Annotated in this window: 9 protein-coding genes; 5 read left to right on the top strand and 4 right to left on the bottom strand. The window is 77.0% G+C overall.

All coding sequences use genetic code 11. The features are described from left to right. The first annotated feature begins 31 nt into the window (after nucleotides 1–31). The 5 genes from ACF053_RS28420 (at nucleotide 32) to ACF053_RS28400 (ending at nucleotide 7,435) form a co-directional block, all read left to right on the top strand. On the top strand, nucleotides 32–325 hold the full coding sequence (locus ACF053_RS28420; protein ID WP_058943802.1) for a DUF503 domain-containing protein: 294 nt from the start codon (nucleotides 32–34) through the stop codon (nucleotides 323–325). A 27-nt stretch (nucleotides 326–352) separates the two neighbouring features. After that, complete coding sequence (gene rbfA, locus ACF053_RS28415) at nucleotides 353–820, top strand: 30S ribosome-binding factor RbfA (protein WP_391956617.1); 468 nt, start codon at nucleotides 353–355, stop codon at nucleotides 818–820. Then, nucleotides 820–1,722, top strand: a complete 903-nt coding sequence (gene truB, locus ACF053_RS28410; protein WP_391956616.1) for a tRNA pseudouridine(55) synthase TruB — start codon at nucleotides 820–822, stop codon at nucleotides 1,720–1,722. Before rbfA ends, truB begins: the two co-directional genes overlap by 1 nt. Nucleotides 1,723–2,185: 463 nt before the next feature. Then, nucleotides 2,186–6,439, top strand: a complete 4,254-nt coding sequence (locus tag ACF053_RS28405; protein WP_391956615.1) for a serine protease — start codon at nucleotides 2,186–2,188, stop codon at nucleotides 6,437–6,439. 39 nt (nucleotides 6,440–6,478) lie between these two features. After that, complete coding sequence (locus ACF053_RS28400; RefSeq protein WP_391956614.1) at nucleotides 6,479–7,435, top strand: bifunctional riboflavin kinase/FAD synthetase; 957 nt, start codon at nucleotides 6,479–6,481, stop codon at nucleotides 7,433–7,435. A gap of 169 nt (nucleotides 7,436–7,604) precedes the next feature. On the opposite strand, the gene ACF053_RS28395 is transcribed toward ACF053_RS28400, so the two are convergent. The 4 genes from ACF053_RS28395 to eccE all read right to left on the bottom strand — a co-directional run bounded on the left by ACF053_RS28395 (nucleotide 7,605) and on the right by eccE (nucleotide 13,856). Continuing rightward, nucleotides 7,605–10,727 carry an SCO5717 family growth-regulating ATPase gene (locus ACF053_RS28395; protein WP_391956613.1) on the bottom strand — a complete coding sequence of 1,041 codons (3,123 nt, stop codon included), beginning with the start codon at nucleotides 10,725–10,727 and terminating at the stop codon, nucleotides 7,605–7,607. A gap of 505 nt (nucleotides 10,728–11,232) precedes the next feature. Beyond that, complete coding sequence (locus ACF053_RS28390; RefSeq protein ID WP_058943796.1) at nucleotides 11,233–11,466, bottom strand: DUF397 domain-containing protein; 234 nt, start codon at nucleotides 11,464–11,466, stop codon at nucleotides 11,233–11,235. Between the two features lie 294 nt (nucleotides 11,467–11,760). After that, complete coding sequence (locus tag ACF053_RS28385; protein ID WP_391956612.1) at nucleotides 11,761–12,477, bottom strand: hypothetical protein; 717 nt, start codon at nucleotides 12,475–12,477, stop codon at nucleotides 11,761–11,763. After that, a complete protein-coding gene (eccE, locus tag ACF053_RS28380) occupies nucleotides 12,477–13,856 on the bottom strand; it encodes a type VII secretion protein EccE (RefSeq protein WP_391956611.1) in 1,380 nt (459 codons plus the stop codon). The genes ACF053_RS28385 and eccE overlap by 1 nt, the downstream gene beginning before the upstream one ends. Between the last annotated feature and the right edge of the window lie 154 nt (nucleotides 13,857–14,010).

Genomic DNA, 14,010 nt, shown 5'->3' with positions numbered 1-14,010 from the left:
GAACCCGAACCGGCGGGACATCCGGGCTCGTATGTATGTGGGGACGCTGTCCTTCGACCTGCTCCTCGGCGACGTACGGTCGCTGAAGGAGAAGCGCTCCGTCGTCCGGCCGATCGTCGCCGAGCTCCAGCGGAAGTTCGCGGTGAGCGTGGCGGAGACCGGCAACCAGAACCTCCACCGCAGGGCCGAGATCGGCATCGCGTTGGTCTCCGGGGACGTCGGGCACCTCACGGGGGTACTGGACCGGTGTGAGCGCCTCGTCGCCGCCCGGCCCGAGGTGGAGCTGCTGTCCGTACGGCGGCGACTGCACACCGATGAAGAGTGAACGCAAGACGGAAGAGGAGACGGACCGGTGGCCGACAACGCGCGGGCCCGCAAGCTGGCCGATCGCATCCAGGTCGTGGTCGCGGAGACCCTGGACCGGCGAATCAAGGATCCGCGGCTGGGATTCGTGACCATCACGGACGCCCGGGTCACCGGCGACCTGCGGGAGGCCACGGTCTTCTACACGGTCTACGGTGACGAGGAGGAGCGTGCCGCGTCCGCGGCCGCGCTGGAGTCCGCCAAGGGCGTCCTGCGCTCCGAGGTGGGCCGCCAGACCGGCGTCCGCTTCACCCCGACGCTGACCTTCGTCCCGGACGCCCTCCCGGACAACGCCCGCACCATCGAGGACCTCCTCGACAAGGCGCGGGCCAAGGACGCCGAGGTGCGCGAGGTCTCCACGGGCAAGACGTACGCCGGCGAAGCCGACCCGTACCGCAAGCCCGAGGACGACGACGCGATCGAGGCCGAGGACGACGAGGACGGCGCCGGCGCCTGATGAGCAGCACAACACGGGTGCCCGACGGCCTCGTCATCGTCGACAAGCCGTCGGGTTTCACCTCGCACGACGTCGTCGCCAAGATGCGCGGCATCGCCCGCACCCGCCGCGTCGGCCACGCCGGCACCCTGGACCCCATGGCCACCGGCGTCCTCGTCCTCGGCGTCGAGCGGGCCACCAAACTCCTCGGCCACCTCGCGCTGACCGAGAAGGAGTACCTCGGCACGATCCGGCTCGGCCAGAACACGGTCACCGACGACGCCGAGGGCGAGACCACCTCGTCGACCGACGCCTCCCGGGTGGACCGCGAGGCCGTCGACGCCGCCGTGGCCAAGCTGACCGGCGACATCATGCAGGTGCCGTCCAAGGTCAGCGCCATCAAGATCGACGGCAAGCGGTCGTACGCCCGCGTCCGCGGCGGCGAGGAGTTCGACATCCCCGCCCGCCCGGTGACCGTCTCCCAGTTCACCGTCTACGACATGCGCGACGCCGTCGCCGACGACGGCACGCCCGTCGTCGACCTCGTCGTCTCCGTCGTCTGCTCGTCCGGTACGTACATCCGGGCGCTCGCCCGCGACGTCGGCGCCGACCTCGGTGTCGGCGGCCACCTCACCGCACTGCGCCGCACCCGCGTCGGTCCGTACGGGCTCGACGCCGCACGCACCCTCGACCAGCTCCAGGAGGAGCTCGCGGTCATGCCGATCGCCGAGGCCGCGGCCGCGGCGTTCCCGCGCTGGGACGTCGACGAGCGGCGCGCGAAGCTGCTGCTGAACGGCGTGCGCATCGACATGCCCGCCCACGGGACGACGGGACCCGTCGCCGTCTTCGGACCGGAGGGCCGCTTCCTGGTCCTCGTGGAGGAGCGCGGCGGCAAGGCGAAGAGCGTGGCCGTCTTCGGCTGAGCCGGGCGGCCCGCGGCGGTCGTGCGGCGGTCCGGGGTCCGGCGGTGCGGCGGTGCGGTGGTCCGGCGTCGCGGGTGGCTTCGGGGCGCGGGGGTCCGGGGTGCTCGCGGTTCCGGGTCGTTCGCGGCTCGGGGCATGCGGTCCGTGGCCCGGTCGGTCGCGGGGGCGCCGGCAGTCCGGGGCTCTGTCCGTGGTCCCGGCGCCCCCGCGGCCGTGCAGGTGTCAGCCGGGCCGTTCGCCGGATGCCGATGAGCGCGGGGCGGGGCCCGGGCGCCGCGGTGACCGCGGGGCGGTCAGCCGTCCTGACGGCTGACCGCCCCACGCCCCCCACACGAACTCTTTCCGCGCCAGTAGGCGTATTCACCCACTCGGGCGGGCGCTCGGAGTGAACGGCGGGGGTGCTCGGGGGCGCGTTCCGGTGACGTCCTTCACCCGTTGATCACCCCGGTCCTACGGTCGACCCATGGGACGCGGTGACCGGGCGACGCTGGTAATCATCTGTGATCAAGCCGGCCGGACGCGGGGCACCGGCTTCGTCGCCGACGCCCGCGGCACGGTCGTCACCGCCCACGAGACCGTCGACGGACTCGAACGGGTCGTGGTGCGCGGGCCGGACGGGCGGGAGTGGACCGCCACGGCCGACGACGTGACCGCCCTCCCCGCGCAGGCCCTCGCCCTCGTCCGCACCGACGGCCTCGGTGTCCGTGCCCTCCCCGTCGCCGACGACCCGGCACCCGGCGCCGGTACGTACGTACGGGTCCACGCCCACGGCCGGCGCGAGGCGCGCGTCCTCGGCACCACGTCTGCCCGGTACACCGGCACCGAGGGGTTCCACACCGTCGACGAGGTCGTCGAACTGGCCATCGGCACCGATGGCAGCGAGGCGCTGCGGCGCGGCGGGGAAGCGGCGGGCGGACCCGTCCTGGACGCCGCGACCGGCGCGGTCGTCGCGGTGCTCGTCACCGCCCTGCACACCGACCACCACGCGGCGGGGCTCGCCGTGCCCCTCGCCGCGACCGCCGCACGGACACCCGGCGGACCCCTCGCCGACCTGCTCCGCCGCAACGCCGCGACGGTCCCGGCGTACGGCTCCGCCCTCAACCTCGCGGGAGCACTGGAACTCACCGCGGGCACCCTGCCCGCCCCGGCCGGGGGGGAACCCGTCGCACGAGCCGCCGTCGCCCGCGGGCTCGACCGCTTCGCCGGCCCCGGCGCCGGCCATGCCGCCGCCGATCCTGGAGAGGCGGGGCACGGGCCCGTCGGCGCGGGAGCGGAGGAGCACGGGTCCGTCGACTCCGGTCGGGCAGCCGCGACCGTCGTCCTCGGCCGCGACACCAGACGGGACGGCGGCACCGGGCGGGAGCGCGACATCGCGGGGTCCGGCCCCGGTCCGCACGGCGGCGGCGGTCTCCACGGCGTTGCCGTTGCGCACGGTGACACCGGGCGGGGGCGTGTCATCGGGCCGTGCGGCGGCACGGGTCCGTACGACAGCACCGGTCAGGAGCGCGGCGCCGGTTCGGAGCGGCCGGTCGTCTGCGGGCTCGTCGGGGCACCCGGCACGGGGCGCACCACCGAGCTGGCCGCCCTGGCCCGTCGGCGGGACGCGGGCGACCCGCCCGAGCCGACGGTGTGGCTGCGCGGCGCCGACCTCCGCCCCGGGGACGCCTCCGTCGGCGACGCGGTGGGGCGGGCACTCGGCAGCGCCGGGCGCGCGGTCGCCGCGGCCCACGGCGACTGGAGCGCCTACCCCGGAGCCGGCGGGGGCGCCCTGGACGACATGGCGCGGCGGGTCGCGGCGCTCGCCCGGGACGCGGGCCGGTCGCTGGTCGTCCTGCTCGACGCCCCCGAGGAGATGCCGCCGCTCCTCGCCCACCGGCTACCCGCCTGGACCGCCGCCACGGTCCGCTGGCTGCGCGCGCACGGGGCGCGGCTCGTCGTCGCCTGCCGCCCCGAGTACTGGGAGGGGACGGCGCCCCTGTACCCGCCGGGCAGCCTCCACCGTCCCGGCGGGCCCGAGGCGCCGGACCGTCCCGACGGGCCCGGCGGCCGCCTCCCCGGCGCCGTGCACCTCGGCGACCTCACCGACCGCGAGGCCGAGGAGGCCCGGGAGCGGTACGGGCTGCCCGCGAACCTCCTCGCGGAGGCCGACGGCCGCCACCCCCTGACCCTGCGCCTCCTCGCCGAGGTACGCACCGCGCTCCCCGGGGCCGTGCCGGGGCGGCCCGCCCGGGCCGACGTCCTCGCCGCCCACCACGACCTGCTGTGCCTGCGCGTCGCGGGGCGCATCGCCGCCGGCTGCCGGCCGCCGCTGTCCGAACCGGACGTCCGACGGCTCGCCGCCCGCGTCGCCGGCCGCGTCCACGAAGCCGCCCGGCGGTGCCTGGTGTCCGGCCACGGCGAGCTGGACCGGGCCTCCTTCGAGGAGCTGTTCCCGTGGGGCACCAGTTGGGCGTCGGCCGCGCTCGCCGAAGGGCTGCTCGTCCCGGCCGGCGCCGGATACCGCTTCGCGCACGAGGAGTTCGCGGACTGGATCCAGGGCGCCCACGTCGACGTGGACACAGCGCTGGACGTGCTCGTGCCGCGGGTCGACGAGCCCCCGGCACGCGCCGACCGGCTGCCGCACCACCCGCCCGGGAACCCCGTACCACCGGCGCCCCCCGCGCCGTCCGGGAACCCCGTACCACCGGCGCCCCCCGCGCCGTCCGGGAACCCCGTGCCGGTCGGGGGCGCCGTGCCGCCGGTGGGGACGGCGCCGTCGGGGATGGCGCTGCCGTCCGGAGACGCCGTACGTCCCGGGGACGCTCCACCGCCCGGGTGCGTCGCCCTCCCCGGGCCCCGGTCGCCCGCCGGGCCGGTGCCGCGCCATCGACTCGGCACCGTGCTCCAAGCCCTGCTGCACCTGGGGCGCGACCGGGGCCCGGCGGCCCTGACGCGCCGGTTGGAGCGGCTCGTCGACTCCGGCGCGTCCACCTCGGAGGCCGTCTGGTGGCGGACCCGGCTGCTGTGCGGGACGCTCCTCGGCGTCCCGGACGCCCGCCCGTACGGCGGCGTGCTGCGGCTGCTCGCCACCCGGCTCGCGGCCCGGCCCGCCGCGGCGGCCCCCGACGACGCATTCGGCCCCTGGTTCTGGGAGCGGCTGCGCCTCGGCGAGGACGAGCTCCTCGACCTCCTGCGCCTCCTCCTGCCCGCCGACGGCCCGCCCGGGGGCCCGCGCCGCCCCCGCTACCTGGAGGCCGTCGCGCGGCGGCTCTCCGCCGACCCGCGCGGTGTCCAGCCGCTGCTGTGCCGCTGGTTCACCGACGAGCGACCGCTGCCCGCCGAGCCCGGCTCCCGCCTCCGGCCGACCGTCGCCGGCGTCGCCCAGGCCCTCCTGCACACCCATCGGGACCTCGCCGTCGACGACCTGTGCGAGGCGCTCGTCACCACCGCCCACCCGCGCGCCGACGAACTCCTCGCCGGCCTCGCCGACGACGAGCCGTCCGCCCTGTGCCGCGCCGTCGACCGCTGGGCGCACGACGACGTCCGCCCGGCCCGGCGCGCCGCGGCCGCCGCGTACGGCCGGGTCCTCGCCGAGCGCGTCACCCGCGACGCCGACCGGGAACTCCTGCGGTACGCGGCCCTCGCCCTGCTCGCCCGGCCCGGAGACCCGCACCTCCACGGCGCCGCCCTCACCGTCCTCCTGCGCGATCCGCACAGCCGCGCCGCCCACCTCCCGCAGGCGCTGGCCGCGTTCCGCGCCGCGGGGACGGGTGGGACCGACGGGAGTGGCAAGGCCGACGGAGCCGGCGGGGCCGGAGTGACCGGGGCGACCGGTGGGGCCGGGGTCGTGACCGCCGGGGCCAGGGCGAGCGGAGCGACTGTAGGGGCTGGAGTGACCGGCATGACCGGCATGACCGGCATGACCGGGGTGACCGGGGTGACCGCCCGCGCCCTCGCCGCGGCGCTCACCACCCACCCCGAGCCGGTCCTCGCGGCCTTCCGCGCCCGGCTGCGCGACGGGGACCCGGCCACGGCCGCCGACGTACTGACGGCGCTCGCCGACGTCCGCGCCCCCGCGCTCGCCCGCCGCGCCGCCGCCCTGGTCCGCGAGTACGCCGACCGCCACCCCGCGGGCGCCGGGCACGCCGCCGCGTACGTCGACCGGCGCCTCGAACGGGGCCCCGCCGCCCGCGCCGTCCTGTTCCCGCTCGTCGCCGACCTGCTGCGCGGCAGCACCGCCGAGGCCCGCGCGGCCCTCGTCCGCGTCCTGGCCGCACCCGGCACGCCCGGCTCGCGGCCCCTGCGCGACGACCTGCTCGACGCGCTCCTGGACCTCTCCCACGACGACCGCCGCGACCCCGCCCTCCCGGACACGGTGCTGCGCGCCGCCGCCATCGGAGCCGCCGGCCGTGCGGAGGCCCGCACCCGCGAGCTGGTCCTGCGCGCCGGCCGGCTGCTCGTGCGCACGGCCGAGGGCGCCGCCCACCTGGACCTGGTCCTGACGGAGCTGGCCCGGGACGTGCCGGGCTTCGCGGCCCTCGTCAGCGGCTGGGTCGCCCGCGACCCGCGGAGCTGGGCGTCCGTCGTCGGCCCCGGTGCCCGCCGCGCGGTCGAGCGGCTCGCCGCCTCCGGCCCGGCCGCACGGGCCGCCACCGTGGCCGCGCGGGTACCGACCGCTATGCCGATGCCGGACGGACCACGCGGGCATGGCACCCTTAGACCTGCGTATCGGTCATGACGTACTGACGTACACGGGTTCGGGCGAGGAGCGGTCACAGTGCAGCGCTGGCGAGGCTTGGAGGAGATTCCCCAGGACTGGGGGCGCAGCGTCGTCACCATCGGTTCCTACGACGGCGTCCACCGCGGACACCAGCTGATCATCGGGCGGGCCGTGGAGCGCGCCCGCGAGCTGGGCGTGCCCGCCGTGGTCGTCACCTTCGATCCGCACCCCTCGGAGGTCGTCCGTCCCGGCAGCCACCCGCCGCTGCTCGCCCCCCACCACCGGCGGGCCGAGCTGATGGCGGAGCTCGGTGTCGACGCGGTGCTGATCCTCCCCTTCACCGCCGAGTTCTCGAAGCTGTCCCCGGCGGACTTCATCGTGAAGGTCCTCGTCGACAAGTTGCACGCCCGCGCCGTGGTCGAGGGGCCCAACTTCCGCTTCGGCCACCGCGCCGCCGGCACCGTCGACTACCTGACCGAGCTGGGCGCGACGTACGACTACGAGGTCGAGGTCGTCGACCTGTACGTCACGGGCGAGGCGGGCGGCGGACAGCCGTTCTCGTCCACGCTGACCCGCCGTCTGGTCGCCGAGGGCGACGTGACGGGCGCCGCCGAGATCCTGGGCCGCCCGCACCGCGTCGAGGGCGTGGTCGTCCGCGGTGCGCAGCGCGGCCGCGAGCTCGGCTACCCGACGGCGAACGTCGAGACCCTGCCGCACACCGCCATCCCCGCCGACGGCGTCTACGCGGGCTGGCTGACCGCCGGCGGCGAGCGGATGCCGGCGGCGATCTCGGTCGGCACCAACCCGCAGTTCGACGGGACGGAGCGGACCGTCGAGGCGTACGCCATCGACCGCGTCGGGCTCGACCTGTACGGGCTGCACGTGGCGGTCGACTTCCTCGCGTACGTGCGCGGCCAGCGGAAGTTCGCGTCGATCGAGGCGCTGCTGGAGGCGATCGGGGACGACGTCAAGCGCTGCCGCGACCTCACCGGCGCGTACGACGCGGCGCCGTAACGGCGCGGCGCGTACGCCCATACGCGCGTACGGCAGGCAGGCCGGCGACGGCCTGCTGCCCGGGGACGACGGACGACCGAGGGCCCGCACCGTGTGGACGGTGCGGGCCCTCTCGTCGTCCGCCGGGCGTGCGCCCCGCCGCTCGGGCGGGACGCGTTCCCTGGCGCCGTTACTGCTGGGGCGGGGCCTGGTGGGGCTGCTGCGGCTGCTGTTGCGGCTGTTCGGGCCACGCGGGCGGGGAGGCCGGGGCGTGGGGGTCCGGCTGCGGCTGCTGCCCGGGGTACGGGTGCGGCTGCTGGGCCTGAGGGGGCTGCTGGTCGGTCGGGGGCTGCTGCGGCCACCCCTGCGGAGGCACGCCGGGGTGCCCGTACGGCGCGAATTGGCCCGGGACGGGCTGCGGTTGGGCGTACGGGCCGCCGGGCAGGGGCTGGCCGGCCGCCTGGGCCGCGCCCGGCTGGCCGGGCGCGTACGCACCAGGGGCCGCGGGCTGGCCGGGTACGGGCGGCTGGCCGCCGTAGGGCTGCGCGGGGGCGGGCTGACCGGGCGTCGGCTGGCCGCCGTACGGCTGGCCGGGCATCGGCTGACCCGGCATCGGCTGGCCCTGGTGGCCCGGCATCGGCGGCGCCATCTGCGGCGGCGGAGCGCCGTGGCCCGCGCCCGTCCACAGCCCCTGGGCCTGCTGCGCGCGCGTGAAGTCCTCGGCGACCATCGCGGCGAGGTGGAAGTACGCCTCCCGCGTCTTCGGCCGCATCATGTCGAGGTCGACCTCGGCGCCCGCCGCGAGGTGCTCGTCGAACGGCACGACGACGACACCGCGGCAGCGCGTCTCGAAGTGCTGGACGATGTCCTCCACCTTGATCATCTTGCCGGTCTCGCGGACGCCCGAGATGACCGTGATGGAGCGCTGCACCAGATCCGCGTACCCGTGCGCCGAGAGCCAGTCGAGCGTGGTGGAGGCGCTGGAGGCACCGTCGACGGACGGCGTGGAGATGATGATGAGCTGGTCGGCGAGGTCCAGGACGCCGCGCATGGCGCTGTAGAGCAGACCCGTGCCGGAGTCCGTGAGGATGACCGGGTACTGGCGGCCGAGGACGTCGATCGCGCGCCGGTAGTCGGCGTCGTTGAACGTCGTCGAGACGGCCGGGTCCACGTCGTTGGCGATGATCTCCAGACCGGACGGCGCCTGCGACGTGAACCGGCGGATGTCCATGTAGGAGTTGAGGTACGGGATCGCCTGCACGAGGTCGCGGATGGTCGCCCCGGTCTCGCGGCGCACGCGGCGGCCGAGCGTGCCGGCGTCCGGGTTCGCGTCGATCGCCAGGATCTTGTCCTGCCGCTCGCTGGCGAGGGTGGCACCGAGCGCCGTCGTCGTCGTGGTCTTGCCGACGCCGCCCTTGAGGGAGATGACGGCGATCCGGTAGCAGGACAGGACGGGCGTGCGGATCAGCTGGAGCTTGCGCTGCCGCTCCGCCTCCTCCTTCTTGCCGCCGAGCTTGAAGCGGGACGCGGCGGCCGGGTTGCGGCTGCTCTTCGGCTTCTGCTTGGTGTTGCGGAGCAGGCGGTCCGAGGAGAGCTCGACGGCTGCGGTGTACCCGAGCGGGGCGCCCGGTACCGAGGCCTGGCGCTGGTCGTGCGTCACGGCGGACGGCCAGGCGGCACCGGTACGCGGGTCGGCGGCACGGGGATCCGCGGGCGGCACGGCGCCGGACGGAGGGGCCTGCGGCGGCTGGTGCTGCGGCTGCTGGTGCTGGGGCTGGGCCGGGGCCGTCCGGGGCTGGACGTGGGCCTGGGCGTCGGGGTGGGGGAAGCCGTACCCGGCGGGCGGCTGGGCCGGCTGCCCGGGGTGGCCGGGCTGCCCGGGGTGGCCCGGGGTCGGGGCGGGGGCGTGGGGGAAGCCGTATCCGGCGGGCGGCTGGGCCGGCTGCCCGTGATGGCCCGGCTGCGGGCCGGTGGGGGCGGCGGCCGGGGCGTGCGGATGCGGGAACCCGTGACCGTCCTGCGGCGCGGGCGCGGTCGGCTCCTGCTGGGTCGGTACGCCGGGCGCGGGCACGGACGGGGGCCACGCGGTGGCCGGCGGTGCCTGGGCGGGCTGGGCCGACGCGTCGGGGCCCGGGGAGTGGGCGGGCCACTGCGGGGCGGCCGCCGGAGCCGCGGGCTGGAACGCGGGCGGCAGCGGCGGCAGCCCCGGCACCTGTGCGCCGGGGGCCTCGGGCTGCGGCGCCCACGGCTGGGCGGGCGGTACGGCGGCAGCGGCGGGCGCGGCCACCGCGTCGGGCTGCGGCTGCGGCTGCGGCTGCGGTGCGGGGGCCGTGCCGTCGCCGGACGGGGAAGGGCCGTCGCCGTGGTCGGCGGGGGCCTCGCCCAGCGGGGCGTCGGCGGTCGCCGGCTCGTCCGCGGGGACGTCGTCCGCGGGAGCGTCGTCCGCGGACGGGCTGTCCTCGGACCTGCCGTCCTGGTCCGGCGTGGGGGCGTCGGCCGCCGGGCCGTCGCTCGGCGCCGCACCGGCCGTGCCGCCGCCGGCGGGTGCGTCGTCGCCGACCTGGTCGTCTCCGGGGGCGTCCGTGGCGGGCGCGTCCTCCGAGGACGCGTACGGGGCGACGGGCGCCACGTCGGTGGTGGCCGCGTCGGGCGTCTCGTCGGGCGTCCGGTCGGCGTCCGCGACGGCGGTGGCCGGGTACGCCGCCACCGAACCGTCCGCGACGGCGTGAGCGGTGGACGTGGCCGCGTCGGAGGGCTCGCCTCCCGTCGTCGCCGCGGGGTCGGCGGGAGCGGCCCCCTCCGGTCGGTCGCCGGCAGGCGCGGAGGCGTCGGGTACGCCGGGGGCCGGGTGGCCGGCCTCCGCCTCGGGCCTCGGGGCGGCGGGGGAGAAGAGCATGGTGGCCCCGCCCCCGGTGTCACCGCCGCCGGAGGGCTCGTACCCTACGGGCCCGGCCGGGGGAGCGACGGGCTCCGGCACCGACGCCGGGGCCGTCGACGGCGGGGCCGGCGGAACGGGGGGAGAAGCCTGATCCGGCAGTGCCGGCGGCGCGGCGTGCGCCGGGTACGGCTGGAAACCGCCCGTCTGCGGCAGCCCGGGAACGGCGATCGGCTGCCCGGTCGGCGGCGGGGGAGGGGGCGGAGGCGTGGCGCCCTGCGACGAGGTGTCCGCGCCGCCGGCGTTCTGCGTGTACCAGGCGGGCGGGGTGTAGTCGATGGTGAACTCACCCGTCATCTCGGCGGCGTCCACATCCGACTGATCGTCGACGGGAGGAGCGTTCCATCCCCGGTGGATCTCGTCCCGATCGCCGTTCACGTTGCCTCCTGGTGTGGTCGAGCACCCTTGTGCCGTCATGGGTGGGGCGACCGTTCCTGTCGTCCGTCAGCCCGGCTCTCCCCCTCTGGGCGCCACACGCCCGAGCGGGGTCATGGCCGGCCCTTCCCACCCTAATCGCCGACGGCGCCCGCGCGTCAGGGCCGTCGGTCCGCGGGGGCACCGCCCGACCGCCCGACCGCACCACCATGTGACGCCGCCACACCGCTCCGTGAACACCGCCCCCGGCAAAACGGGTCGAACAGACATGAACTGATGGCTGCTCACGTCACCGGACACCAGTGCGGCCTATCCAACAATCAGGTCTCGAACGCCGTCCCGTCCACGGTGGCCGTACCGCGCCCCGCCGCACCCACACCACCGCCCACCCCCGCCGCACCCACACCGCCCCGCACGTCACTCCGCGCCCCCGCGCCGAAGGACGCGGGCCCGCCGCCCCCGGGAGTACCGGGGCCGACGGGCCCGCTCACCACCGCGCCGCGGCGGGTCACTTCAGGTCGAACTCCCCGTCCCGCGCGCCCAGCACGAAGGCCCGCCACTCCGCCTCCGTGTAGCGCAGCACCGTGTCGGGGTCCAGCGACGAGCGCATCGCGACCGCGCCGCCCGGCAGGTGGGCGATCTCGACGCGCTCCTCGTCGGGCGACGTGCCGGGGGCGCCCTGCCACTCGACCCCGGAGATGTCGAGGGCGTACAGCTCGTCCTTCTCCTGTGCGCTGCCCATCGCTCGAGTTCCTTTCGGTAACGGCTGGGGCGGACACGGTCCCGTCGGGGCCCCGCCCGGTCGTGTGCGCGTGCGGTCCGCGCCACGTCCTCCGGCATCCTAGGCCGTGGACGACCGCCCACCCCGGTGCGCTTGACAGGCCGCCACCCCGTCCCTTAGGGACCGCCGGGGCAACGCGCCAGGGCCCCGCGTCAAGACCAAGCGCCAGGGCCACCCGTCAAAGGCCACCCGTCACGGTCCCAACCACCCGGATCACCCACAGCGCCCTCAGCGCCGACGGGGGCCGCAGGGCCGTCAGTCCATGCGGCGGGCCACGCCCAGCAAACCCGTCTCGGCGTCGGTCGCGCCCGTCATCACCCAGTGCCGCTCCCGCCCCGCGCACCACAGGGTCACCCCGTCGGCGAGCGTCGGCAGGGCCTCGTACTCGGCACGCGCCAGGCCGAGTATGCGGCCGATCTGCTCCGCCTCCTGCGGGGAGACCCGCTGGACGCCGACGAGCGTCGCGGCCCGCATGAGCCGCGGCGCGACCGGACTCAGGTACGGCAGCAGCGTCAGCACCGACTGCCAGGGCGACGACACCACCCGGCCGCGCGGCGGCCGCATGCCGCAGTCGCGGACCACCACGACCGGGCTGCCGACCGTGGCGCCCATCGGCGGCACGCGGCCCACGTCGTGGAGCGTGACGCACTCCAGGCCGGCGCCCGCCGCGTGCGCCAGCGTCGTCCACGCCTGCGCCCGGCCCGTCTCGACCGCCACCCGCGCGCCCGTGCCGGCCGCGCGCAGCGCCAGCACCTGCGCCGTCCACAGTCCGCCGATGAGCAGCACGTCGTAGGGCGTGGACCGGTGGAAGCCGACGATGCGCGGATTGCCCTCGGCGTCGTCCCCGATCACCACGCCGTCGTCGCCGACGGGCAGGGCCAGCGCCCCCAGGCCGTCCGCGGCCACCCGGTGGCCGGCGTGGCGCGGGCCGATCAACCCGCGCGGGGCACGTCGCGTACGCGATCCGAACATCACTGCGTCCCTCCCAGCGGCAGCGTCGCCAGCACTCCGGGCAGCTGCTCGCGGTCGAGCCGCACCAAGCCGACCTTCGCCGACCGCGCGGCCTGCTCCAACGCGCGCCGCACCCCGATGAGTTCGGTGTCCGAGCCGCCGGTGATCCGGACGTACCCGGCCACGTCCACGGCGCCCTGCCGCACGCCGCGGTGCAGGGCGAGACTGAAGGTCGTCGCGTGGGCGGGCGTCGCGGTGAGCAGCGACACCAGGCCGGCCAGCGGGGTGCCCCCGCTCCCGCCCAGGTCGGGCCAGCGACCCACCGCGTACGTGGTGTGCCAGCGGTCGTCGCACCGCCAGACGCGGGCCGTCTCGACCGTGCGGCGCTGCGGCGTGGCGTCCGGGCGGTGGGCGCGGGCCGCCAGCCGGGGGCTCGCGCAGGCCGCCGTCGCCATGGTGGAGTTCAGCTCCTCCTGGTCCAGGACGACGGCCTCGAAACCGGCACCCGTGAGCCTGCTCGCGACGTGGTCGGCCGCGCGGACCAGGCACCGCTGGGCGCCCTCGATCCCGCCGCCGCGCGCCTCGATGGCCTCCCGGCAGCGCTCCGGGTCCAGCTTCAGCGCCACCCACGTCATCCGCAGGGCGGGCGCCCCGGTGCGCTCCTGGAGCGGGACGTACGAGAGCCGGGCCACGGCCTGCTGCGGCAGGTGCGGCGCGGGCGCGGACCGCACCTGCTGCACCAACTGCACCGACTCCAGCACGATGTCGTCGACCTCCAGCGCCCCGCCCAGCAGGGACAGCGGCAGCGACCGCGCGCCGAACGCCGGCCGCGGCGCGGCGCCGCTCGCCTCGACGCGCACGACCGCCGTGAGGAAGGAGCCGTCACCGAGCATGCCGACGGTGCGCCGCTTCCGGTCGACGTACGGGAAGGGCCGGAAGCCCGGCAGGCCCTCGACGATCGGTGCCAGCGACGGGTCCACGTCCACGGCGGCCGCCTCCGAGGCCCGGCGGCGGGCGCGCAGCGCCAGCGCCGTCGACGACCAGTCCTGGACGGCCTGGCCGCGCCGGCGGACCACCGCGAGGAGCAGCAGCACGACGGCGACGCTGATCGTGGGGACCATCCACAGGCCGCCCAGCGCGACACCGACCGCGGCGAGCGCCAGGGCCAGCTCCACCAGCACCAGCTGCCGCAGCTGGAACGGTCCGACACGACCCACCCGCGACAGCGGGCGCGGGGCCGGCACCGGGCCGCCGCCCGCGGCGCCGCCACCGGGCGTGGCCGGGGCGGACGGGGCCGGGCGGGTACCGCCGGCCTGGTGGGCATTGCTGCGTTGCCGCCGGGAACGGGCCGGGCGTCCCTCGCCGGACCGCCTCGTGCGCGCACGCGTCCCCGTACCCATCGCCGCGTTGCCCCCTCGTGTCCGTAAAAGCCGAATTTCCCACGGCTGTTGACCGGGCGATCACCCTACCTGAGCAAAGGCGGCCCACTGCCAGCAGGCATAGTAGGGGGGCGGTAACGACGGAGGCCGCCCCTTGTCGACCAGGGGAACGCGG

This window comes from Streptomyces kanasensis (assembly GCF_043077165.1).
Classification (GTDB): Bacteria; Actinomycetota; Actinomycetes; order Streptomycetales; family Streptomycetaceae; genus Streptomyces; species Streptomyces changanensis.
Note: the sequence above shows the minus strand (reverse complement) of the source record. Positions and strands in the feature narration are given on the sequence as shown.

What these genes read in the sequence shown, in the direction of transcription:
- ACF053_RS28385 (WP_391956612.1), bottom strand. Translation starts at nt 12,477, where the DNA reads ATGTTCGGATCGCGTACGCGACGTGCCCCGCGCGGGTTGATCGGCCCG.
- ACF053_RS28390 (WP_058943796.1), bottom strand. Translation starts at nt 11,466, where the DNA reads ATGGGCAGCGCACAGGAGAAGGACGAGCTGTACGCCCTCGACATCTCC.
- ACF053_RS28420 (WP_058943802.1), top strand. Translation starts at nt 32, where the DNA reads ATGTATGTGGGGACGCTGTCCTTCGACCTGCTCCTCGGCGACGTACGG.
- truB (WP_391956616.1), top strand. Translation starts at nt 820, where the DNA reads ATGAGCAGCACAACACGGGTGCCCGACGGCCTCGTCATCGTCGACAAG.
- eccE (WP_391956611.1), bottom strand. Translation starts at nt 13,856, where the DNA reads ATGGGTACGGGGACGCGTGCGCGCACGAGGCGGTCCGGCGAGGGACGC.
- ACF053_RS28405 (WP_391956615.1), top strand. Translation starts at nt 2,186, where the DNA reads ATGGGACGCGGTGACCGGGCGACGCTGGTAATCATCTGTGATCAAGCC.